Here is a 23,607-nt window from a genome sequence, read left to right on the forward strand (position 1 = left end):
ACGCGTGTTGCGGTGGCTCCAACGACAAACACCGCCGAGCGATCGGCGGTGTTTGCGTGAGAGATGCGCTGATCGAAACGTTCGATCAGCACGTTGCAATCGAGCGTGGCGGCCTAGAACCGATAGGTGACCCGGCCGTACCAGTAACGCCCGTTGAAACCGAACGGTGACAGCGACGAATACTGCAGGCCGCCGGCGCGGTCGTCGTAGCCGGTGGTCAGCTGCGCCTTGGTCGGGTACTGGTTGGTGAGGTTGTCCGCGCCCACGGTGAAGGTGAATGCGTTCCAGGTCTGGCTGGCGGCCAGGTTCAACAGCCAGCGCGCGTCGTAGGTCTGGTCCTGGCTGCCATCGGCCGGATCGCTGATGCGCTTGATCGATCCGTAGCGGGTGGCGTTGAAGTTCAGTGCAAAGCCGCCCAGCGTCCAGTCCGCCGCGGCCATGTACTTGGTACGCGGGGTGGCATCGGTGAGCAGGCCCTGGCTGGCCCGCCCGAAGTTGGGGTTGGACAGTTCCAGGATCGTGGTCTTGTTGTAGTTGGCACTGGCACTGAGGTTGAGCTTGCCGTAGCTGCCCAGGTCGGCGAGATAGCTGTTGATCCAGTCCACGCCACGGGTGCGGCTGGTGGCGCCGTTGACGAAGAACTGCACCGCGGCCACCTGGCCGATCGGCTGCGCCAGCTGCAGCTGGTCCGAGTACAGGATCTGGTCCCAGATGCGGATCTGGTAGACGTCCAGGCTGGAGGTGAAGTTGGCCGTCGGCTGCCACACGCCGCCCAGGCCGTAGTTGGTGGATTTCTCCGGGCTCAGCGGGCCGGCGCCAAGCGCCACCGCGACCGGGTCGGAGGTGCGGTAGGTGCCGACCTGCACCAGCTCGCCGTTCTGGATCAAGGTCACCACCGAGGCATAGTTCTGCTGGGCCAGCGACGGCGCGCGGAAGCCGTTGGAGATGGTGCCGCGCAGCGAGAAGGTATCGCTGAAGGCGTAGCGCGCCGACAGCTTGCCCGAGCGCGTGGAGCCGGCGTCGCTGTAGTTTTCGTAACGCCCGGCGATGCCGCCGGACAGCTTGTCGGTGATGTCCGCTTCCAGGTTGGCGTAGACCGCGTTGCTGTGGCGGCCGAACTTGCCGGCCACCGACGGCTCAAGCCCGGAGAACACCTGGGCGCCACCCGGATATGGGGCACCGTCGTCGGGATTGATGGTGTTGGGATCGAAGAAGTACGACGCCGGCGAGCCGGCGGTGATCTGGTAGCGGTCCTGGCGATGCTCGGCGCCGAAGGCCACATTGACCGGATACGCCAGGCCCCAGTCGAAGGACTTGTTGACGTCCAGGTTGATCGTGCCCTGTTCGGTTTCGAAGCCGCCGGAATTGAAGTTGGTCGGCGAGCTGCCGGTGGTGTAGTACAGGTTGGTATTGATGCTGTTGAGGATGTTGAAGTTCATGTCGTTCTTGCCGTAGGTGGCCGACATGTCCCAATTCCATTCGCTCTCGGTGCTGCCCTTCAGGCCCAGCACCGCCGAGCGGTCGTTGGTGGGGTTGTAGATCTGCGGCAGGAAGCCGTTCGGGTAGATCGCCTGCACGTTGCGCGCGGTGTTTTCAGCTGCGCGGTAGTAACCGTTGGAGGTGACTTCGCGCCGGCTCATGCTGAGGTGGCCGTACAGCTCCAGGTTCGGCGAGAACGCATAGCCGAAGGCGGCCAGCCCCTGGTAGAACGTGGAGGCCGGGTCGCCGTGGCGCTGGTAGGGCACACCGCCCGGGTTGGGCGTGCCCGGCACGGTGGTGGCGCGGTTGGTGTTTTCGCCGCGGTTGGTGCTCATGGTGTTCTGGTAGTTCCAGGACAGCCGCACCCAGCCCGGAGCGGTATCGCCGCCGCTGCCGCCGAAGGGCAGGCCGACCGAGCCGTCGATGCCGTTCTGCTCGCCATCGCCCTTGTCCATGATGCCGCCATTGATCGACACGCTATTGCTGCCGGCATCGGCGCCATGCTTGAGCACGATATTGACCACGCCGGCGATGGCATCGGAGCCGTACTGGGCCGAGGCGCCGTCGCGCAGCACCTCGATGCGCGCGATGGCCGACATCGGCAGCGAGTTCAGATCCGCCGGTGCCGAACCGCGCCCGACGTACGGGTTGTAGTTGATCAGCGAGGAGGTGTGATAGCGCTTGCCGTCGACCAGCACCAGCACCGCATCCGGCGACAGCCCGCGCAGCGTGGCCGGCCGCGCGGCATCGTTGCCGTCGGAGATCGCCGGGCGCGGGAAGTTCAGCGAGGGCAGCAGTTTGCCCAGCGCGGTGGCGATGTCGGTCGCGCCGGTGGCCTGCAGCGACTGCTCGGTGATGATGTCGATCGGCGATTCGGATTCGGCCACGGTGCGGTCGCTGACGCGCGTGCCAGTGACGATCAGCGTATCCAGGGTTTTCTGCGGCTGGTCAGGCTGCGATTGCGCACTGGCGGCAAACGTACAGACGGTGAGCGCGGCCGAGATCGCAAGCGAGAGTGCGTTGGAGGTGTGCATGGGAATGGAGACTCAAGGGGGATGATGGACGCAGCACTGCGCTGCGTGTAGTGCGGGGGAAGAGGACGGCGGACTGCGTGATCCGTGTCGCCTGCACGCAGCGCGTGTGCGCTGGCGGGATGGCGGGCACGGCAAGGACAACGGACTGCGACGCAGCGTCTGCTGCGTGGCGCATCCTTGCGAAATAAGGGGGGAACTCGCCCTGTCGCGACAATCGGACAGGGCGAGCGATGCTGCGGGCGTGCCGCCTGGTCTCAGCGACGTGGGGCTCGGCGATCGAGGTGCCGGTCGTTGCCGACCGGCACGTGGCGATTTACCACTTGTAGCTCACGTTGGCATACACCAGCGCGCCGTTGAAACCGAACGGCGAGGCGCTGCTGTACGGCAGGTAGGTACGCGTGCCCAGGCCGGCCTCCTGGCGGTCGGGATACTCATTGAGCACGTTGTCGCCGCCGATGGTGAAGTTCCAGTCGTTCAACTTGTAGGACGCCGCCAGGTCCAGCGTCCACTTGGCCGCATAGGTCTGGTCGCTGCCGGCGTTGGTACCGAAGGTGCTGAACTCGCCCCAGCGGGTGGCGGTGCCGGTGAACGACCAGTTGCCCGGCGACCAGGTGCCGCCCAGGAAGAACTTGTCGCGCGGCGTGCCTTCGGTGATGCGGCCCAGTTCGGCGCGGCCGATGCGCACCGCACCCGGATCGATCGCTTCCAGCGCTGCCGGGTTGTCGGCGATCCGTTCCACTTCGGTCTTGTTGTAGTTGTAGCCGGAGGTCAGCTCCGCGCTGCCGCCGTCCAGGTTCCAGCGATAGGTGCCGACCGCATCCACGCCCTGGGTCTTGGTGTCCACCGCGTTGGTGAAGTAGCGCCCACCACCGATGCCCGGGAAGCCATTGGCCTGAAGGTAGTTGCGCGCCGCATTGGAGGTGAGGTTTTCCGACAGCACGATGCGGTCATCGATCTCGATGCGATACGCATCGACCGTGATGTACAGGTTTTCGATCGGCTGCAGCACCACGCCAAGCCCGTAGTTCTTGGATTCCTCGGCCTTCAACGGCTCGGCGCCCAGTGCAATGGCGGCCGGGTTGTCGGTACGGAAGGTGCCGATCTCGAACGGGATCGCGGTGACCGTGCCGTTGGGCTGGGCCACGTTGAGGAACTGGGTGGCGATCGACTGGAAGTTCTGTTGCTGCAACGACGGCGCGCGGAAGCCGGTGGAGGCGGTGGCCCGCACTGCGATCTTGTCGGTGAACGCATAGCGCAGCGACAGTTTGCCGGTGGCGGTATCGCCGAAGTCGCTGTACTTCTCGTAGCGGCCGGCCAGGCCGGCGGAGAACTTGTCGGTCAGATCCGCTTCCAGGTCCACATAGGCCGAGTGGCTGTTGCGGTTGTAGTAGCCGGCATCGGAGAGCTTGAAGCCCGGGAACACCTGTGCGCCCGGGATCAACGCGCCATTGGCCGAGGGAATGCCACCGTTGGCCGATGATGCGGCATCGCCGGGCGACTGGTTGAACTTCTCGCCGCGCCATTCCGCACCGAAGGCCAGGGTGACCGGATACGCCAGGCCCCAGTCCAGGGTCTTGGTGAAGTCGGCATTGAGCACGTTCTGGGTCACTTCCAGCGTGCCGGCATGGAAGTTGGTCGGGCTGGCCAGCCCCAGGCTGTTGTTCAAGCTGTTGCGTACATCGAAGGTGAGATTGTTCTGGCCGTAGTTATAGCTCAGATCGATGTTCAGGCCGCCTTCGGTGGAGGTCTTCAAGCCACCGACCCACGACACGTCCTTGCTGACGTTGTAGATCTGCGGCAGGAAGCCGTCCGGGTAGATTTCCGGGCGGTTGCGGTTGTCGCCGGCAAAGCGGAAGTAGCCGTTGGACAGCACCTCGCGGCGGCTGACCATGCCGAACGAGTAGAAGGTCAGGTAATCGGTGGGGCTGTATTCGCCATTGAACGAGATGGCGCCCTGGTCGATGTCCGGGTCGCCGTAACGCTGCTCCACGCGGCCCTGGAAGGGCAGTGCGCGGTTGGTCTGGTCCGAGTGCCCGGCCTGCGCGGCCAGGTGCACCTTGCCGGTGCCGGCGAAGCTGAAACCGGCGTCGCCGGACAATTGATACTGCTCGCCGTCGCCGGCGCTGTACTTGCCGTAGCGGCCATTGACGCTGCCGCCTTCGCCGCTGCCCTTGAGCACGATGTTGATCACGCCGGCGATGGCGTCGGAGCCGTACTGCGCCGACGCGCCGTCGCGCAGCACTTCGATGCGCTCCACCGCGGCGATCGGAATGGTATTGAGGTCGGCCGGCGACGAACCACGGCCCTGGGTGTCGTTGAGGTTGATCAACGCGGTGCTGTGGTAGCGCTTGCCGTTGACCAGCACCAGCACCTGGTCGGGTGACAGGCCGCGCAGCTGCGCCGGGCGCACTGCATCCGAGCCGTCGGAGATGGCCGGGCGGGGGAAGTTCAACGAGGGGATCGCGCGTGACAGCGCGGTCGCCAGCTCGGTGGTGCCGGTCGATTCCAGCGCCTGCGGCGAGATGATGTCGATCGGCGATGCCGATTCGGCCACGGTGCGATCGGCCACGCGCGTGCCGGTCACGATCAGGGTATCGAGGGTTTTCTGGGTGGGAGCTTGTGACTGCGCGACTGCGCTTGAAGCGGAAAACGACAGTGCAAGAACAACGGCAACTGCGAGTGGACTGGTCTTGCAATTCATGCGGTGACAACTCCGAGTGGGGAACGGATGCATCGCAGGGGCCCCCTTCCCGGGCCGCGTCCGTTGCGGCAGCTGCGGTGCGTTTCCAACCATTGACCACGCATAACCGCATGTCAAATTTTGGTTATGTTGCGCTTGCAACCGTCATCGCAAATATGCTTATGAAAACGTTGCCAGCTTGCACCAGAGTGATGCGTCGCTTGCACCCGACCTGCTGCTGCACGGGTTTTTTTGCACCATCATGGACATCGATAGCAGTTATGAAACTTCTGCATCAGAACGTGATTTGCACCGCATCGGCGCTGCGTTGCGCAGGACCATAGAACACCGCTTCGATGTTGTTGCCATCTGGATCCAGGGCAAACGCTGCGTAATAACTCGGGTGATACGGGCGCACGCCCGGTGCGCCGTTGTCGCGGCCGCCGTGGGCGAGGGCGGCCTGATGGAACGCATGCACCATGGCGACATCGTGCGCCTGGAAGGCCAGATGGTGGCGGCCGGTGAGTACGCCTTGCGCGACCGTGTGGCGATCGGACACGAACAGCTCGTCGGCCCAGAAGAATCCCTCGCCTTCGCCACCGATCGGAATGCCCAGCACATCGAGCACGGCCTGGTAGAAACGTCGGCTCGCCGCCAGGTCGTGGACGACCAGATGCAGGTGGTCGATCAGACGGCCGCGTGAGAGTTGCGCTGCGTCCATGGTGGGTGCTCCATCAGGGTGGAAGCGCGTTGATACCACTGCGGCCGCCGGTGGCTCTTCACGGCGCATCGATGCCTGCGTCTGGATGCCTGCATCAGGAAAACGCCGCAAGCACGCCGGGCAAAACGCACACGCCCCGGCAAGCCGGGGCGTGTGGTCGAGCGTCAGGATGCAATCGTGCAGCGCGCCTGGGCACTAAATGCCGGGCAACACCGCAGGCTAGGCCGCCAGGTTACCAGCGATAGTTGATGCGGCCGTACACGTAGGCACCATTGAAGCCGAACGGCGACAGATTGCTGTACGGGAACTGCCCGCTGGTGGAGTTGGCGAAATTGTTCTCGTCCGGGTACTCGTCCAGCAGATTGTCCGCACCCAGTGTCAGCGTCCAGCGATCGATCTTGTAGCTGGCCGAGGCATCCACCACCCACTTGGCGCCGAAGGTCTGGTCGTTGATCGCCGCGGCCGGACGCGTGCTGTACTTGCCATAGCGCGTGGCACCCAGTGCCAGCGTCCAGTGCTCCAGGTTCCAGCTGCCGTTGACCAGGAACTTGTCGCGCGGGAAGCCTTCTTCGATGCGGCCGCGTTCGGTGCGGTCGATGCGCTCCAGGCTCAGCCCGTTGGCCGACAGCGCGGACGGATTGGCCGCGACGCTGCGCACCTCGGTCTCCGAATAGTTGTAGCCGGCGGTCAGGTCCACGCTGCTGGCGGCCAGCTGCCAGCGGTAGCTGCCGACCACGTCCACACCGCGCGTGCGCGTGTCCACCGCGTTGGTGAAGTAGCGCCCGCCGTTGATGCCGAAGATGCCCTGCGCTTCGAGCAGGTTGCGCACGCCGGTGCCGGTGAGGTTGGACGACAGCACGATGCGGTCGTCCACGTCGATCTGGTACGCATCCACGGTGAGGTAGAGCGCATCGGTCGGCTGCAGCACCAGGCCCAGGCTGTAGGACAGCGAGGTCTCGGCATCCAGCGGCTCGGACCCCAGCGCACGCGCGACGGTGCTGTCGGCCGGGAAGGTGCGGATCTCGAACGGGTTCGGATTGCCGGCCAGGAAGGTGGTGCTGGTGGACTGGAAATACTGCTGCGCCAGCGACGGCGCGCGGAAGCCCGACGCCACCGTGCCGCGCAGCGCGACCCTGTCGGTGAACGCATAGCGGCCGGACAACTTGCCCGAGGCCTGGCTGCCGAAATCGTTGAAGTCTTCGTAGCGGCCGGCCAGGCCGGCGGAGAACTTGTCGGTGAAATCGGCTTCCAGATCCGCATACAGCGCGTAGCTGTCACGCGAATACTGCCCGGACACGCTCGGCGCAAACCCGCCGAAACCCTGCGCGCCACCGGCCAGCGTGCCGGCCTGGAAATACGAGCCCACTTCGCCCGGCGACTGGTTCCACTTCTCGTTGCGGTATTCGGCGCCGAAGGCCACCGTCACCGGATACGCCAGGCCCCAGTCGAAGCCGCGCTTGACGTCCAGGTTGACGATGTTCTGCGTGGTCTCCAGCGCGCCATCGTAGAAGGAGGTCGGCGAGGTCGGCCCCAGGCTCACGTTGAGCGTGTTGCGGGTGTGGAAATCGATCTTGTTGTAGCCGTAGTTGTAGCTGGCATCCCAGTCCCAGCCGCTGGCCGTGGACCCGCGTACGCCGGCCACCAGCGAGCGGTCCTTGGCGTAGGTCTGGATTTCCGGCAGGAAGCCCTGCGGATAGACCGACAGGATGTTCTGGGTGCTGCCCGGCGCGCGGAAGAACGCGAACGAGGTGATGTCGCGGTTGCTGGCGGTGGCAAAGGCGTAACCGGTGATGCTGTCGCTGAAGGCGAACTCGGTATTGGCCGACACCGCCTGCGCGTTGACGTCCGGGTCGCCGATCTTGAACGCCTTCTGGCCCACCGCCGGCTGCGAGGCGCTGGGGGCGCCGGCATAGCCGCGCGCACGGTCGGTGGGGTCCTGCTGGTTGAGCTGGGCGGCCACATGCAGCCAGCCGCGCTCGTTGCCGTACGCCACGCCGGTGTCGCCGGACAGCTCGTAGTTGCTGCCGTCGCCGGCCGAGTACTGGCCGAAGCCGGCCTGCAGGCTGCCGCCCTTCTCCGCGCCCTTGAGCACGATGTTGACCACACCGGCAATGGCATCGGAGCCGTATTGTGCCGAGGCGCCGTCGCGCAGCACTTCCACGCGCGCGATCGCCGCCACCGGAATGGTGTTCAGATCCACCGCCGCGGCGCCGCGGCCGATGGTGCCGTTGAGGTTGAGCAGCGAGGAGGTGTGGCGGCGCTTGCCGTTGACCAGCACCAGCACCTGGTCCGGCGACAGGCCGCGCAGCTGCGCGGGGCGGATCGCGCTGGTGCCGTCGCTCAGCGCAGGGCGCGGGAAGTTCAGCGACGGCAGCGCGCGGGCCAGTGCGGTGGCCAGCTCCGAGGTGCCGGTGGCCTGCAGCGACTCGGCGCTGATGATGTCGATCGGCGATTGCGACTCGGCCACGGTCCGGTCGGACACGCGGGTACCGGTGACGATGACGGTGTCCAGCGTGTTGGCGGGCGCGCTGGCGGGCGTGGCGCTCTGGGCAAAGGCGGGGGAGGCGAGCAGCGCCGCAACCACGGCGGTTGCGAGCGAGGACAGCGGGTAATTCATGACAACTCCGAACGGGGGTCCAGGCAGGACCAGTAAGGCTGGGCGGGGTCTGGTCGCGGCGACGCGAAGGAACGACGGCCAGCCCGAAGGCGCTAATTATTCGTTAACGCTAGAATGGCGTCGCAGGAGTGCTGCTCATCTGCTCATTCCTTTTCGTTCTATCGGACTGTCCATCAATGATTTCCCTGCGCAACTTCTCCATGCGACGCGGCGAGCGTCTGCTGTTGTCCAACGTCGACCTGACCATGCATGCCGGCTACCGCGTCGGTGTGGTGGGCCGTAATGGCACCGGCAAGTCGAGCCTGTTCGCCGCGGTCAAGGGCGAGCTGGAGGCGGACAAGGGCGATGTCGACCTGCCCGGCAAGGTGCGCACCGCCAGCGTCTCGCAGGAAACCCCGTCGCTGCCCGATCCGGCGCTGTCGTTCGTGCTGGGCGGCGACATCGAGGTCTCCGCGATCCTGCAGGAAGAGGCCGCGGCCACCGCGCGCGAGGACTGGGAAGCGGTGGCCAATGCGCACCAGAAGATGGCCGAACTCGGCGCCTACGATGCCGAGGCGCGCGCCGGCAAGCTGCTGCACGGCCTGGGCTTCCCGGCCGACACCCATCACCGCGCGGTGTCCTCGTTCTCCGGCGGCTGGCGCGTGCGCCTGAACCTGGCGCGCGCGTTGATGATGCCCAGCGACCTGCTGCTGCTGGACGAACCGACCAACCACCTGGACATGGACGCGGTGCTGTGGCTGGAGCAATGGCTGCTCAAGTACCCGGGCACCTTGCTGCTGATTTCGCATGACCGCGAGTTTCTCGACAACGTGGCCACGCATACGCTGCACCTGCACGGCGGCACCGCCAAACTGTATGTCGGCGGCTATACCGATTTCGAGCGCCAGCGCATCGAGCACCTTCGTCAGCAGCAGATCGCCCACGACAAGGAACAGGCCGAGCGCGCGCATCTGCAGAGCTTCATCGACCGCTTCAAGGCGCAGGCCAGCAAGGCCACCCAGGCGCAGAGCCGCATGAAGCGCCTGGCCAAGATGGCCGGCACCGAAGCGGTCCGCGCCGAGCGCGAGTTCCGCATCCAGTTTGCCCAGCCCAATCGGCTGCCGTTTTCGCTGATCCGGTTGAATCATGCGGCTTGCGGGTATGCGGCTGCGCCGCGGGAGCCGGGAATCGGGAATGGGGAATCGCAAAAGCTGGGGTCCAGCGATGCGATTACCGTGTTGCACGATGTCGGGTTCGGGCTGGAGGCGGGTGACCGGATCGGGTTGCTGGGGCCCAATGGTGCGGGTAAGTCCACGCTGGTGAAGACGTTGGTGGGCGAGCTTGCGCCGCTGTCGGGCGAGCGCAGTGCGCATCCGGACCTGCGGATCGGCTACTTCGCCCAGCACACGGTGGAGTCGCTGCACGAGGGGCAGTCGCCGATGGATCACTTCCGCGAGCTGTCGCCGGATGGCGCCAACCAGGCGTTTCGCGACTTCCTGGGCAAATGGAATTTCGCCGGCGACCGTGCCTTCGAGGTGGTGGATGGTTTTTCCGGCGGCGAGCGCGCGCGTCTGGCGCTGGCGCTGATCGCCTGGCAGCAGCCGAACGTGCTGCTGCTGGACGAACCGACCAACCATCTGGACCTGGAAATGCGCGAGGCACTGGCCGAAGCGTTGAGCGACTTCGAAGGTGCGATCGTGATGGTCTCGCATGACCGCCATCTGATCGGCCTGGTCTGCGACAGTTTCTGGCGCGTGGCCGATGGCGTGGTCGAGCCGTTCGAAGGCGACCTGGACGAATACGCCGCCTGGCTGCGCAGCCGCCCGGCCGCCCAGGGCACCAAGCAGAAGATGGCCGAAGTGGCGCCGACACCGCCACCGCCGACCAAGCCGCTGCCGCCGAAGAAGGCCGTCAACCCGCACAAGCTGGCCAGCGCCGAAAAGCGCGTCGGCGAACTGGAAGCGGCGTTGGCGGCGCTGGACCGCGAGCTCGCCAACCCGGGCAACTATGCCGACAGCGAGAAGATGGCGGTGCTGGGCCGCGACCGCGAGGCCACCGCACAGCAACTGGCGGCTGCGGAAGCGGCGTGGATGGAGCTGATCGAGGGGGTGTAGCAGCGGTCGCGGTGATGGGGCCGGTGATGGTGCCTGTTGATCGATGATGCACAGAGATCGAAGGTGATGGAAGTAGGCTTCGCGCCCGTACCCTCATCCGGCGCTACGCGCCACCTTCTCCCAGCGGGAGAAGGGAGCAAGCCGCCGCTCTGGTGATTAAGCCCCTCTTCCTGCGGGAGAGGGGTTGGGGTGAGGGTACGACGGAAGACAGCCATCTCGATGGAAGGGCTGGGTAAGGTGCGGCGCAGCCATCTCACAAGAGAGGCAGCGTCGCGTGCACGCAGGCAACCGGCCCGGGGACGCGTCCAACCTCACCCCGGCGTTTGCTCCACCAACAACCACGCAAGAAACCTCCGCCCGGCCTCGCTCTCCGCCCGCGAGCGCAGCCGCGTCAGCCAATAACGTCCAGCGTCGATCTGGATCGGAAACGGGCACACCAGGCGCCCGGCATCCAGGTCCTGGCGAAACATCGGCAGCGGCAATAACGCCACGCCGATACCGGCCGCCGCAGCGCTGGCCAGGGTCAACGAGGAATCGAACATCGCTCCGCGTGCGGCGACTTCGGCCACGCCCGCGGCGCGAAACCACTGCGGCCATTCGTCCTGGCGATACGATCGCAATAACGGCAGGTGCACCAGATCTGTCGGCGTGCGCAAGCCACGTGCCATGGTCGGCGCACACACCGGCGCGAACGGCGCCTCCATCAACGCCTCGGCAATCTGCCCCTGCCAGTCGCCATCGCCAAACCGGATCGCCAGATCCAGGCCTTCGCCGGCCAGGTCGACGCGGTTGTTGTGAGTCGACAGGCGCAGCTCGATCTCCGGATGCGCCGCATGAAAGGCATCCACGCGCGGCAGCAGCCAGCCAGTGGCGAAGGTGCCCACCACGCCGACGCTGAGCACCTCGCGATAGCGGCCATCGGCAAAGCGCTCCAGGGTGGCGGCAATGCGATCGAAGGCCTCGGCCAGCACCGGCGCCAGCGCCGCGCCCTCGTCGGTGAGTGCCACCCCGCGTGGTAGCCGATGGAACAGGCTGCTGCCCAGCTGCTGCTCCAGCGCCTTGATCTGGTGGCTGAGGGCGGCCTGGCTGACGCACAGCTCGCTCGCCGCACGGGTCAGGTTCTGGTGGCGTGCGGCGGCCTCGAAGGCGCGCAAGGCGTTGAGCGGGAGGCGAGGGCGTGGCATGCGCAGAGATTAGTTCAATTCATGCCAGGGATCGAAACATCGCGATACTCCGGCGGCCGCGCCGGGCCGATACTGCGGGCTCTGATCGGGAGGCTGGTCCATGTTGAAGCGTCGACAATTCCTGTGCGCAACCGGCGCGGGTGTGCTGCTTGCAGCGTCCAGGCCCCTGCGTGCCGTCAGTCTGGTGGCGTCTGCAGCGGTTGAGTTGCGAGAGGCATGGGCCGGGATCGAACGCAGGAGCGGTGGCCGCCTGGGCATCTGCCTGCTCGACAGCGCCACCGGCAGGCGCATCGGCCAGCGTGAGGACGAGCGCTTCCCGCTGTGCAGTACCTTCAAATTTGTATTGGCTGCGGCGGTGCTGCAGCGGGTGGACAAGGGCGAGCTGACCCTGGGGAAACGGGTGAAGATCCGCGCCGCCGACATGCTTGAACATGCCCCGGTCACCGAGCGCCATGTCGGCGGGTCGCTGAGCGTGGCCGAGCTGTGCCGGGCCACGATGATCCATAGCGACAACCCGGCCGCCAACCTGCTGTTTCCGCTGGTGGGCGAGCCGGCCGGACTGACCGCCTTCCTGCGTGGCATCGGCGATGCGCACACCCGCAGCGACCGCCACGAGCCGGAGATGAACCGGTTCGCCCCGGGCGACCCGCGCGACACCACCACCCCGGCGGCAATGGCCGCCACCTTGCGCACCCTGCTGCTGGGCGACGCGCTGCAGCCGGCCTCGCGCAAGCAGTTGACCGACTGGATGATCGACAACCGCACCGGCGATACCTGCCTGCGCGCCGGCCTGCCGCGCGGCTGGAACATCGGTGACAAGACCGGCAGCAACGGCAGCGACACCCGCAACGACATCGCCATCCTGTGGCAGCCAGGACGCCAGGCACCGCTGCTGCTGACCGCCTATCTCAATGGCGCAACGGTCGATGCTGCCGCACGCGATGCAGCGCTCAAGGCTGTTGCTGCCGCGGTCGCGATGACGGGCGCGGGGTTCACCGACGACGCGTTCCAGCGCGAGTGGCGCACGCTGACAGCGGTCACGCCGCGCTGAGTTTTCTCAACCGGGCGCGCCGATCACCAGCGGCTCGTCCTGCTGCAGCCGCGCCGGCCCGCCCATGGCCGGGTCGCTGACGCTGTCTGCGCCGGTTTCGATGCGCCCGGCAAGCCGCTGCGCTGCACCGTCGTGCGTCACCCACAGGTCGTACCAGCCGCCGGTTGCTGCTGCCTGCCAACGGCGTTGTTCGGTGGCGCCGGGTGCAATGCGCAGGCGTTCGTGCGGTTGCGCGGTGGCATACGCGCCCGGCTGCAGCTCCACCTGCACCGCAGTGCTGCCGGCATTGCGCAGCGCTAGGGACACGGCCGCGCGATCGTTCGCATCCTGGGTGATCTCGGCCACCAGTAACGGTGCGCCCGGATCTCCGCAATAGTGACGATGGAAGCCATTGGGGCCGATCAACCACAGGTCGTAACGGCCATCGCCGGTGGCCCACGTGCCATCCACTGCCGCGCCGTTCCCCACCGTATAACGACGCGGAATTGCAGCAAGATCGAGGCGGTCGTAGACGTGCAGGACCACCGCTGCGCCAGCGTTTGACATGCGCAGCTTCACCTCGCCACGCTCAGGCAGATATGCCAGTTCCACGCTGGGGCGATACGGCAGCGCCCGCGAACGGCGGGTACCGAACGGCTGCTGCGGCGATTGCAACGTGGCCGGCAACGGCGGCAGTGCGTGTTCGCGCAGGGCTGCCGCGCGCGCTGCGGTAGCGCTGACATCGGGCAACGCCGCGACGAAGGGGCGCGCATCGGCATTGCGGAAGTCGAATGCACCGGTGAGGTCACCGCACACCGCGCGCCGCCACGGCGTGATCTCCGGCGCGGGCACGCCGAAGCGGCGTTCCAGCAGGCGCAATACCGAGGTGTGGTCGTACACCTGCGAATCCACCCAGCCGCCGCGGCTCCACGGCGAGATCACGTAGAGCGGCACGCGCGGGCCCAGGCCATAGGGACGGCCGCGCAGCTCGGGCAGATCCACCTTCTGTTCGCCCGGTGCCGGGTGGCGATGGTAGTCGTCGTCGGTAGCGATGCTCGATGCGCCGGCAAGGCCGCCGGCCGCGCGCGGGTCCGGCGAAGGTGGCGCCGGCGGCGGCATGTGATCGAAGAAGCCGTCGTTCTCGTCGAACATCAACAGCAGTGCGGTGCGGCTCCACACCTGCGGATCGGCGGTCAGCGCATCCAGCACACGCGCGGTGTAGGCCGCGCCCTGCGCAGGGCTAGACGGATCCGGATGCTCGCTGCCGGCCGCATCGGCGATGACGAAACTCACCGATGGCAGGCGCCCGCCCAGCACATCGGCGCGTAGCTGCTCCACACCTCGCGTGCTGATACCACGCGCGCGCAGTTGCGCATCGTGGCCGGGCGCGTTGCGGTAGGCCTGCCGAAACGCCTCGAACCCGGCCAGCGGGTTGTCGGTGAAGTTGTCGGCCATGTCCTGATAGATCTGCCAGGACACGCCAGCGCGTTGAAGCTGCTCGACGTAGGTCGTCCAGCGATACGGCTCGGCAAAACCGCCCAGCTCCGGGAAATTGTCGTGCGAGTTGCCGATCACCGGCCCGCCGGCGCGCCCCTGCGGGTCGTTGCCGCCGCTCCACAGAAACACGCGATTGGAATTGGTGCCGGTCTGGATCGAGGCGTGGTACGCATCGCAAATGGTGAAGGCGTCGGCGAGCGCGTACTGGAACGGAATATCCGCGCGCCGGTAATAGCCCAGCGCGTGGTCGTGCTTGGCCGCGGCCCAGTGCCCGAGCCGGCCGTGATCCCAGGCGCGTTGCGCATCCACCCAGCTATGCGGCGTGCCTTGCACGCGCATGAAGCCGAATTGCGCTGCGGTATCCAGCGCAAACGGCGTCAGCCACTGGCGGCCGTCTTCGCTGGGTTGCAGCCACACCGTGCGCGCGGGCGCGCCCGGCAGCGGCGGCGCGGGAATGGGGAAACGATCGCCGAACCCGCGCACGCCGGGCAGGGCGCCGAAGTAATGATCGAAGGCGCGGTTTTCCTGCATCAGGATCACCACATGCTGCAGATCTTCCAGCGTGCCGGTGCGGCGATCCGGCGCGATGGCGGCGGCCCGCGCGATGCTGGGAGGCAGCAGCGCGGCGGCGGCGCCGGCAAGCCCGGTCTGCAGAACGCGGCGGCGGGGAAGGTCGATCATCGTGTCACCTGGTTGGCGCGCCAATCCTGTCGGCGCTGGAGCGGGCCGAGCGTACCCAACGCGTCAGCGCATGTGTTCTGGCGCGTGCGTGCACAAGCGCCAATGCCGTCCCTTTGCAGGTGCGCAGGAGACAATGCAGGGAGCGGATCGGTCGTGTGCCTTTTCCCCGATCCGCTCCCCATTACTGGAAATCCTATCGCCTGTCGGGCAGCGGTGCGCGCTCTACGCTAGAGATCCAGCGTCACGGTCAGCCCGACCGTGCGCGGCGCGCCGATGAACGCGCTGTCGCTGCCGTCCACGCCTTCCAGATAGCGCTTGTCGGTGAGGTTGCTGACGTTGAGCGCCAGCTGCAGGCCCTTGAGCTGCGACGACAGTTGCGACAGTTCCACGCCCAGGTTGGCATCGAAGGTGGTCACGCCATCGAGTGCCGCACGGTTGGAGGCGTCCAGGTAGCGCTTGCCCAGGTAGCGCCCGGACACGCCGAAGCGCCACGCCTGGCCGCGCCAGTCCGCCGACATCACCAAGGTGTTGCGCGGTTGGCCGATCACCTGCGCACCGGGGGTGATCTCCAGCGCGGTGTCGCGCGCGGCATCGCCGCTGCCCAGGTAATCGGCCTTGTTGTAGGTATAGGCACCGTTGATGCGCCAGCCGTTGTCCCAGCCATAGCCGAGCGCCGCTTCCACGCCGCGCGCATGCACGCCGCCGAAGTTCTCGTACACGCCATCGGTTTCGCCCAGGTAGTCGATGCCGGTGACGAAGTTGGCCGGCACATAGACGATGCGGTTGTCGAAGCGGATGTCGTACAGCGTCACGCTGCCGGTCAACGGCCAGCGGCTCAGGCGCAGGCCGAGTTCGACGTTGTCGGCGGTTTCCGGTTGCACCCGGCTCAGCGCGACCGGGTCGGTTTCGCCCAGCACGCCGGAGGGAATCGCGGCGAAGTTCTGCGAATACCCGGCAAAGGCTTCCAGGCCCTGCACCGGGGTGGTCCAGGTCAGGCCGGCCGACAGCAGCGGGTCCGAATGCGAATCCGACTCCACATGCTGCGCATCGCCGATGCGGCGGTCGCGGGTCTGGTCGACGAAGAACTGCTTGACGCCCACACGCCAGGCAAAGGCGCCGTAGCGCATCACGTCCTCGACGTAATACATCTGCTCGTCGGTCTGGTAGTCATCCTTGAACTGCACCCAGTACGGCTGATGATCGAAGCCGATGTTGGTGCCGACGTTGAGCAGGCGATGCCAGTCGCGGGTGACGCTACGGTCGTAACGTTCCAGCCACGCACCGGCGCGCACGGTGTTGTCGATGGCGCCCAGATCCGCGCGCCATTCCACGTCGGCCATCGCGCCGGCGCGGTGGTTGTCGTAGTGGCTGTGGCGATACGACTGCACCGGCACCGAACCGACCGGATAGCAGGCCGGGTTGGATTCGGCAGGCAGCGCATCGCTGCCGGCGCAACCGGCCAGCATCGTCGCGGCCGCGCCGCCGGGCGTGAGGTAATACAGCTTGCCCAGGTCGCTGCCGGCATACACGGTGTTGCCGCCACGCGCTTCGGATTCCGCTGCGCCGGCGCCGTCGTTGGTGACATCCACCAGATACGGCGGAATCCAGTCGCCACGGCCCTGCATGCGGTGCGCGTAGCCGGTCAGCGTGGTCTTGAAGCCATTGCCGCCATCGAAGGCGCCGCGCAGATAGCCGAAGGTGTTCTTGCGCAACGCGCGCGAGCCGGAGCGATAGTTCTGGTCCAGGTACGGAATGCCGGTGAGCGTGCCGGTCAGCAGGTCGTGCTCGGGGTCGCGCGCGAACTGTTCGGGCGTCACGCTGGTGTATTCGGATTCGTCGGCATCGTCGTAGGACGCGTAGCCGCTGAGCGTCCACTTGTCCAATACGCTGACGAACTTGCCGGCCAGGTGGTCGCGGCGGGTGTGGCCGCTGCCGTCGATCCAGTCGTCGTTGCGTGCCGACGAGCCGCTGACCCAGGCGCGTGTGTTGCCGCCGAGCAGGCCGCTGTCGTAGCGCGCGTAATACTTGCGCGCCTGGTTGTCGCCGATGCCGCCGATCACGCGCACGCGCTGCTCTTCCAGCGGGTCGCCGGTGAGGTAGTTCAAGGTGCCACCCAACGCTTCGTTGGAGCGCGAGGCGATGTCGGCGGTGCCCTGGCTGACTTCCACCGTTTCCAGGTCCGGCATGTCGATGAAGCGGTTGGCCTTGGAGCCGCCGCCATAGGCCGAGCCGCCGTTGGGCACGCCATCGATGGTGGTGCCGATCTGCTGGGTATCGCGATTGCTGACAAAGCCGCGCATGCTGATCTGGGTGCCCCAATCCGACGAGCCGAAGGCATCGGCCTCGGTCACCACCACGCCGGGCAGTTCGTTGAGCGCATCGTTGACGCTGCCCAGCACGAACTGGCGGTCCAGCATTTCCTTGCTGACATTGGTCTTGGAATACGTCATCGCCTGGCCGACCACCTGCACCTGATCCAGCGTGGACACCTGCTCGCCAGCGGTGCCCGGTTCGGCCGCGGACGGGCCAGACGCTGCGCCATCGGGGGCTTGCTGTGCGTAGGCGGGCAGGGTGAGCGGAACCAGTAGCAACGCGAGCGTGGCCGGATGGCGCACGCGCGAGGAGGACGTCGAATCCATTGCAATCCAACAAGCGGGGAGGTCTGCAAAGACTGCCGCGCTTGCATTGCGTGATGATGACCGCGCAAAAGGTGTGGTCGGGATCACTGGATGGTTTTACTACGCCCTGCCGCAAGGACGATTGCGGGCTAGCGCCGTCTGCATGCTTCGCGTTGGGTCGTTGAACGATACCTCCGGAGCTGCGTGTCATACCGAGGCTATTCATTCCAAGACAGGCGATGCGAATCGTCGCGTCGTTGGAGGGGTGGTCAAGTGCTTGGGTCAAAATCTCAGGTCGTCGAGGGCGCAGCGCCCTCACCGCTTGCGGGACACGCCGTGAACCCGTCCCTGGGGGCTCGGTGGCGGCATCCATGCCGCCACACGGTCCCGCAACCGGCAAGGACGCCGCACCAGACAGTTGGTCGGCGCTCATTGGAAAGCCGTCTGTCGTGCGATGTGCATCAGACCTGGAACCGCTGCTACGTGATTCAACAAGGCACACTCAGCACTGCTCTTCCCATGCACACCGACCATCTCGATAGGTCCTTGCCCGCTCACCGTCGCGGGACCTTACGCGGCATGGATGCCGCGTAAGAGCCTCCATGGATGGATTCACGGCGTGTCCCGCGATGGTGGGCGGGCAAGGACCCTGCAGCCAAGCCGCAGATCATCGGCTCTACAGCAGATCTACACGGCCTTCTATCAGCTGCTCTGTCGTGCGGCGTGTCCCGCGACCGTGGGCGGGCAAGGGCCCCGCGGCCAAGCCGCAGATCATCGGCTCTACAGATGATCTACACGGCCTTCTATCAGCTGCTCTGTCTTGCGGCGTGTCCCGCGACCGTGGGCGGGCAAGGACCCCGCAGCCAAGCCGCAGATCATCGGCTCTGCGACCGATACCCGCGAAACAGGGGCGTTAGCCGCTCCTGGTGTGCGGCGGTGCTTCGGCCTGCTGCGTCTCCGGCATCAACTCCAACGCCGATGGCGTGGTGCGCAGCATCGGGCGGAAAGAGATCGGGTGGATGCGGCGGCGCGTGAAGCGCAGCAGGCGTGCCAGGGTAAATCCGGCCAGTGCCAGCAGCATCACCGCGAAATAGACCGGGAGTGCGGCAGGGCCGAATTTCTGCATCGCGCCACCGGCCAGGGCCGGACCGATCGCCGCGCCCACGCCATGTACCAACAGCAGGCTGCTGCAGCCGGAGAGCAGATCTTCGCGCGGCAGGTAATCGAGCATGTGTGCCACCGCGAACGGATACAGCGAGAACGCCAAGCCGCCGTACACGAAGAACAGCACGAACAACAGTTGGGTCTGTGCCTGCACCATCGGCACCGCGGCGGCGATTGCAATGCCGGCCGCCAGCATGCTGATCGTGACCAGGCCGATGCGCCGGTCATGGCCATCGCTGATGCGCCCGATCGGCCACTGCAACACTGCACCGCCGATGATGGCGGTGAGCATGAACATTGCCACGCCGTCGGCATCCAGCCCGATGCGGTCGGCGTACACCGGCAACAAGCCCCAGAACGCCCCCATCGCCAGGCCCGACAATCCCGCGCCGATGGTCGCCACCGGGGCCAACGCGTACAGCGTCTTGAGGCGCAGGCGCGACACGTGCGGCACCTCGGGCGGAATCAGGCGCGTGGTCATCACCGGCATCACTGCCGCGCAGATCAGGATCGCCGTCAGCGTGAACATCGCCGGTGCGCCCGCATCGCCTGCGGTGAGCAGGATCTGGCCCAGCGCCAATGCCGACAGATTGATCGCCATGTACACCGAAAACACCCGGCTGCGCCGGCGCGCGTCCGGCTCGGCGTTGAGCCAGCTCTCGATCACCGTGTACAGGCCGACCAGTGCCGCGCCGGTGACCAGACGCAGCAATCCCCAGCCCCAGGCGTTCAACCAGATCGGATGCAGCAGCACCGCGATCGCCGCCAGCGCCGCGTAGAACGCGAATGCGCGGATATGCCCGATGCGCCGAATCAGCGGCGGTGCGAAGAAGGTGCCGAGAAAGAAGCCGGCGAAATACCCGGACATGATCAGGCCGAGCGCACGCGCATCGAAACCGGCCTGGCCACCGCGCACGGCAAGCAGGGTGCCGAGCAGCCCGCTGCCGGTCAGCAGCAGGGCAACGCCCAGCAGTAAGGCAGTCAGCCGCAACATGGATGCGGTCCTCGTGGGGGAAGAGGCGCGTCGATCACGTGTTCGAGTGTAGCAGCCCGTGTCCTGCGGCTTGACCGAAGCCAGCTGGCTTTCGGCGTTCGATACCAAGTGGTTGGCTGTAGTTCGGCGCGAAGCCTGGATGTTCGACGCTCCGGATGACGGCCTCACCTGCCTGCGCAGTTCGCACGGTCACGCCGCCCCATCACTCGGTGCCCAGGCCGGTGACCGTCGGCATGCGCGCGCACGCCTTGCAGTCTGCCGACGGAGCCGCGATGCCGGGCGCCCATCGGGCGCACGGGCGGGCACGCAGCGATCACCGGTCGATGTTTCTCGCCGGCAACGTGCGCGCGTGGTCAAGCGCAGCTGCACCACTGCACCTGTCTGCCCGCATCCGTCTAGAATCTGCGCCCCTGCATCGTCTTCAGCTGATCCTGCCATGCCCATCTACGGTTTCCAGTGCACCACCTGCGGCCACGCCTTCGACCGCCTGCAGAAGATGGCCGACCCCGATCCGCAGACCTGTCCAGCCTGCGCGGCGGCCACGATCAAGCGCCAGATCACCGCGCCGTCGTTCCGGCTGTCCGGTAGCGGCTGGTACGAGACCGATTTCAAGTCGGCGGGCGAGAAGAAGAAAAACCTCAGCGAGAGCAGTAGCGCCGGTGGCGATGCCAAGCCGGCCGCCGCCGCCGAGAGCAAGCCCGCGGCAAAGCCCGCGGCCGACCCTGCCTGAGCCGGGTCAGCGCGCCGCAACGACGGGCGGTGCCGGGCAGCGGCTGGCAGTGCTGAAGCCGCATCCCCCGTCCCGACCCGTAAGCGGCGCGCGTACCTGCTGCCTCAACGCGCCTCGAAGCGCGCCCGGCAGCCATCGTTGACCCACAGCGTCGCGCGGCGGTCGTCGTACCCCCAACTGCGGCCTTCTTCACAACGGGTGTCGGACAGCTGGCGGGTCAGCACCGGGCGGCCATAGCGGCCATCCCAGCCGCAGGTGCGCAGGCGGCGGTCGTCACTGGCGCAGGTGATGGCGTAATCGTTGCGCGGGCGGTCGTCGCGGCCACCGTCGCCGCCGTCACCCCGGCCCCAGCCGCCGCCGCGTGCCTGCGCAAACTCGCCCCGGCAGCCGTCGTCCACCCAGATGCGGCCCCCGTCCTGGCGCCAGTTGCGGCCTTCCACGCAGGGCGTGTTGGACAGTTGGCGCACCAGCATGGCGCGGCGCCAGCCGGTGTCGCAGATCTTCTGGCGCTGGTCGTTGCTCTCGCAGCGCACCGTACCGGCGACCCCGCCACCGCCGGGGCCAGTGTTGCCGCCCCAGCCGCCACCGCCGTTGCGACCATCGACAAAGCGCCCACGGCAGCCATTGTCGACCCAGACCCGGCCGCGGTCGCTGCCCCAGTTGCGGCCTTCGATGCAGCGGGTGCCGGAGATGTTTTCGACTAGCACCGCGCGGCCGCGGAACGGCGTATCGCACTCACGGCGACGGTTGTCGTTGCTGGAGCAGGTGATGCTGGGGCCGTTCCAGCCACGGTCCTGCGCGGCGACAGGCGCGCTGGTCAGCAGACCGGTCAGGGTGATCAGGCCGAAGCCGGAGAGCAGCAGGGCGGTGCGCAGCATCGTGTCGTCCTTGGTGCGGAAGGGTCTGGCGCCTATTCAGCGGGGCGCTGACTTAAGCGGCCATGAGCGCCTGCGCATTTGCTCCTGTCGCCCGCCGGCCCCAGAATATCCGGCTCTCCGGCGCCGTCCTGCGTCGGGTTTTCAGCGGAGCTTTCGATGCGTACCCACTTCTGCGGCCTGGTCGATGAGACCTTGATCGGCCAAACCGTCACTCTCGCCGGCTGGACCGACGTGGCCCGCAACCTGGGCGGGGTGTGCTTCATCGACCTGCGTGACCACGAAGGCATCGTGCAGGTGACGGTGGAACCGGTGGCCGGCGACGACGCCAGCGCCGAGCTGTTCAAGGTGGCCGCCAGCCTCGGCTACGAGGACGTGCTGCAGGTCGAAGGCGTGGTGCGCGCGCGTCATGCGGTCAACGACAAGCTGCGCACCGGCAAGGTGGAAGTGATCGCCACCCGCATCAGCATCCTCAACAAGGCTGCGCCGCTGCCGTTCCACGCGCATGAAAACCCGGGCGAGGAAACCCGCCTGAAGTACCGGTACCTGGATTTGCGCCGTCCGGAAATGCAGCGCATGCAGCGCACCCGCATCAAGCTGGTGCAGGCGCTGCGCCGGCACCTGGACGCACGCGATTTCCAGGACATCGAAACCCCGATCCTGACCAAGGCCACCCCGGAAGGCGCACGCGACTTCCTGGTGCCGGCGCGCATGCATCCGGGCGAGTTCTATGCATTGCCGCAGAGCCCGCAGCTGTTCAAGCAGATCCTGATGGTGGCCGGCTTCGACCGCTACTACCAGATTGCACGCTGCTTCCGCGACGAAGCGCTGCGCGCCGACCGCCAGCTGGAATTCACCCAGCTGGACATGGAATTTGCCTTCGTGCGCGAGCGCGACGTGCAGGATTTCGTCGAAGACATGATCCGCGCCATCTTCGCCGAAGTGGTGGAGGTCGAGCTGGCCGCGCAGTTCCCGCGCATGACCTGGGCCGAGGCGATGCGTCGCTATGGTTCGGACAAGCCGGACCTGCGCATCGGGCTGGAGCTGGTCGACGTGGCCGAGCTGGTCAAGGCCAGCGAGTTCCCGGTGTTCACCGCCGCCGCCAATGACGCCGACGGCCGCGTGGCCGCGCTGCGCATCCCCGGTGGCGTCACGCTGAGCCGCAAGCAGATCGACGACTACGCCGCGCACGCCGCCAAGTACGGCGCCAAGGGCCTGGCCTACATCAAGCTGTCGGAGACCGGCGAGGTCAGCTCGCCGATCGCCAAGTTCTTCGGCGAGCAGGCCTTCGCTGCGCTGCTCAAGCACGTCGGTGCAACCAACGGCGACATCGTGTTCTTCGGTGCCGGCCGCTACAACACCGTGTCCGACTTCATGGGCGCACTGCGCCTGAAGGCCGGCAAGGAATTCAATCTGGTCGCCGATGGCTGGGCGCCGCTGTGGGTCACCGATTTCCCCATGTTCGAATGGGACGAGGAGGCGCAGCGCTACGTGGCCCTGCATCACCCCTTCACCGCGCCGGCGGTGGACGACATCGCCGACCTGCGCGCCAACGCCCGCACCGCGGTCTCGCGTGGTTACGACATGGTGCTCAACGGCAACGAGATCGGCGGCGGTTCGATCCGTATCCACCGCCCAGACATGCAGAGCGCCGTGTTCGAGCTGCTCGGCATCGGCGCCGATGAGGCGCGTGCCAAGTTCGGCTTCCTGCTGGATGCCTTGAACTACGGCGCCCCGCCACACGGCGGCATCGCCTTCGGCATCGATCGCATCGCGGCATTGATGGCCGGCACCGAATCGATCCGCGACGTCATCCCGTTCCCCAAGACCACCGGCGCGCAGGACCTGATGACCGACGCCCCGTCGCCGATCGCCGCCGATCAGCTGGCCGAAGTGCACGTGCAGGTACGCCCCAAGCAGGCCTGACCTGTCACCACACGGCCATGCCAGCGCGTGGCCGTGCAGCCGATACGCCGCGCCGCCCAGCGTGTCGCATGCGTAGATGCGGTGGGCGCGCTGCACATCTGCCGAACTGGCGGTTTCCTCAGCCGAGGCCGCGCCCTGCCGCAACCGCGACGCAGGGCCGCGCTCCTCGCTCGCCCTCGACAATCCACTGCGAGCGGTCCGGAAACGCGGATCCCGGATGCTTTCCCGCTTCCCGCTTCCCGCTTCCCGCTTCCCGCTTCCCGAATCCCCATTCCCCATTCCCC

13 protein-coding genes are annotated in these 23,607 nt (G+C 66.8%); 4 read left to right on the forward strand and 9 right to left on the reverse strand.

Features of this window, described 5'->3' with window-relative positions:
* Positions 1–113 precede the first annotated feature (113 nt).
* From EO170_RS17100 to EO170_RS17115, 4 genes are all read right to left on the reverse strand, one after another.
* Entirely contained in the window at positions 114–2,513 is a 2,400-nt protein-coding gene (locus tag EO170_RS17100; RefSeq protein WP_126946795.1) for a TonB-dependent receptor, read from the reverse strand.
* A gap of 313 nt (positions 2,514–2,826) precedes the next feature.
* Positions 2,827–5,214, reverse strand: coding sequence for a TonB-dependent receptor (locus EO170_RS17105; protein WP_126946798.1), 2,388 nt, complete (start codon positions 5,212–5,214; stop codon positions 2,827–2,829).
* A 274-nt stretch (positions 5,215–5,488) separates the two neighbouring features.
* A complete protein-coding gene (locus EO170_RS17110) occupies positions 5,489–5,914 on the reverse strand; it encodes a VOC family protein (RefSeq protein WP_164741083.1) in 426 nt (141 codons plus the stop codon).
* Between the two features lie 232 nt (positions 5,915–6,146).
* Positions 6,147–8,531 carry a TonB-dependent receptor gene (locus EO170_RS17115; RefSeq protein WP_126946801.1) on the reverse strand — a complete coding sequence of 795 codons (2,385 nt, stop codon included), beginning with the start codon at positions 8,529–8,531 and terminating at the stop codon, positions 6,147–6,149.
* Positions 8,532–8,707: 176 nt separating this feature from the next.
* Between EO170_RS17115 and EO170_RS17120 the strand changes: the two genes are divergently transcribed.
* The gene (locus EO170_RS17120) at positions 8,708–10,624 is read left to right on the forward strand and encodes an ABC-F family ATP-binding cassette domain-containing protein (protein WP_126946803.1); all 1,917 of its coding nucleotides are present in this window, start codon (positions 8,708–8,710) and stop codon (positions 10,622–10,624) included.
* A 311-nt stretch (positions 10,625–10,935) separates the two neighbouring features.
* Here the strand turns inward: EO170_RS17120 and ampR are convergent, their stop codons facing one another.
* Entirely contained in the window at positions 10,936–11,808 is an 873-nt protein-coding gene (gene ampR / locus EO170_RS17125; RefSeq protein ID WP_126946806.1) for a LysR family transcriptional regulator AmpR, read from the reverse strand.
* 100 nt (positions 11,809–11,908) lie between these two features.
* Here ampR and bla point away from each other — a divergent pair, with 100 nt between their 5' ends.
* Positions 11,909–12,859 (forward strand): class A beta-lactamase, encoded by a 951-nt coding sequence (gene bla, locus EO170_RS17130; protein ID WP_126946809.1) that lies wholly within the window; start codon positions 11,909–11,911, stop codon positions 12,857–12,859.
* 6 nt (positions 12,860–12,865) lie between these two features.
* On the opposite strand, the gene EO170_RS17135 is transcribed toward bla, so the two are convergent.
* The 3 genes from EO170_RS17135 to EO170_RS17150 all read right to left on the reverse strand — a co-directional run bounded on the left by EO170_RS17135 (position 12,866) and on the right by EO170_RS17150 (position 19,792).
* Positions 12,866–15,016 (reverse strand): phospholipase C, phosphocholine-specific, encoded by a 2,151-nt coding sequence (locus tag EO170_RS17135; RefSeq protein ID WP_126946812.1) that lies wholly within the window; start codon positions 15,014–15,016, stop codon positions 12,866–12,868.
* A 227-nt stretch (positions 15,017–15,243) separates the two neighbouring features.
* Positions 15,244–17,655: a TonB-dependent receptor gene (locus EO170_RS17140; protein WP_126946815.1), complete on the reverse strand. Its 2,412-nt coding sequence runs from the start codon at positions 17,653–17,655 to the stop codon at positions 15,244–15,246.
* Positions 17,656–18,547: 892 nt separating this feature from the next.
* Entirely contained in the window at positions 18,548–19,792 is a 1,245-nt protein-coding gene (locus EO170_RS17150) for an MFS transporter (RefSeq protein ID WP_104649771.1), read from the reverse strand.
* Between the two features lie 436 nt (positions 19,793–20,228).
* Here EO170_RS17150 and EO170_RS17155 point away from each other — a divergent pair, with 436 nt between their 5' ends.
* Entirely contained in the window at positions 20,229–20,522 is a 294-nt protein-coding gene (locus EO170_RS17155; RefSeq protein WP_104583599.1) for a zinc ribbon domain-containing protein, read from the forward strand.
* Between the two features lie 104 nt (positions 20,523–20,626).
* On the opposite strand, the gene EO170_RS17160 is transcribed toward EO170_RS17155, so the two are convergent.
* Positions 20,627–21,400 (reverse strand): DUF3011 domain-containing protein, encoded by a 774-nt coding sequence (locus tag EO170_RS17160; RefSeq protein WP_126941987.1) that lies wholly within the window; start codon positions 21,398–21,400, stop codon positions 20,627–20,629.
* A gap of 156 nt (positions 21,401–21,556) precedes the next feature.
* Between EO170_RS17160 and aspS the strand changes: the two genes are divergently transcribed.
* Positions 21,557–23,323 carry an aspartate--tRNA ligase gene (gene aspS / locus EO170_RS17165; protein ID WP_126946818.1) on the forward strand — a complete coding sequence of 589 codons (1,767 nt, stop codon included), beginning with the start codon at positions 21,557–21,559 and terminating at the stop codon, positions 23,321–23,323.
* Positions 23,324–23,607 lie beyond the last annotated feature (284 nt).

The organism is Xanthomonas sp. BRIP62409 (assembly GCF_003992965.1).
Classification (GTDB): Bacteria; Pseudomonadota; Gammaproteobacteria; order Xanthomonadales; family Xanthomonadaceae; genus Xanthomonas; species Xanthomonas euroxanthea.

Bases quoted from the DNA above. Each gene is read 5' to 3' on its own strand.
- EO170_RS17160 (WP_126941987.1), bottom strand. From the start codon at position 21,400: ATGCTGCGCACCGCCCTGCTGCTCTCCGGCTTCGGCCTGATCACCCTG.
- aspS (WP_126946818.1), top strand. From the start codon at position 21,557: ATGCGTACCCACTTCTGCGGCCTGGTCGATGAGACCTTGATCGGCCAA.
- EO170_RS17100 (WP_126946795.1), bottom strand. From the start codon at position 2,513: ATGCACACCTCCAACGCACTCTCGCTTGCGATCTCGGCCGCGCTCACC.
- bla (WP_126946809.1), top strand. From the start codon at position 11,909: ATGTTGAAGCGTCGACAATTCCTGTGCGCAACCGGCGCGGGTGTGCTG.
- EO170_RS17105 (WP_126946798.1), bottom strand. From the start codon at position 5,214: ATGAATTGCAAGACCAGTCCACTCGCAGTTGCCGTTGTTCTTGCACTG.
- EO170_RS17120 (WP_126946803.1), top strand. From the start codon at position 8,708: ATGATTTCCCTGCGCAACTTCTCCATGCGACGCGGCGAGCGTCTGCTG.
- ampR (WP_126946806.1), bottom strand. From the start codon at position 11,808: ATGCCACGCCCTCGCCTCCCGCTCAACGCCTTGCGCGCCTTCGAGGCC.
- EO170_RS17135 (WP_126946812.1), bottom strand. From the start codon at position 15,016: ATGATCGACCTTCCCCGCCGCCGCGTTCTGCAGACCGGGCTTGCCGGC.
- EO170_RS17110 (WP_164741083.1), bottom strand. From the start codon at position 5,914: ATGGACGCAGCGCAACTCTCACGCGGCCGTCTGATCGACCACCTGCAT.
- EO170_RS17155 (WP_104583599.1), top strand. From the start codon at position 20,229: ATGCCCATCTACGGTTTCCAGTGCACCACCTGCGGCCACGCCTTCGAC.
- EO170_RS17115 (WP_126946801.1), bottom strand. From the start codon at position 8,531: ATGAATTACCCGCTGTCCTCGCTCGCAACCGCCGTGGTTGCGGCGCTG.
- EO170_RS17150 (WP_104649771.1), bottom strand. From the start codon at position 19,792: ATGTTGCGGCTGACTGCCTTACTGCTGGGCGTTGCCCTGCTGCTGACC.
- EO170_RS17140 (WP_126946815.1), bottom strand. From the start codon at position 17,655: ATGGATTCGACGTCCTCCTCGCGCGTGCGCCATCCGGCCACGCTCGCG.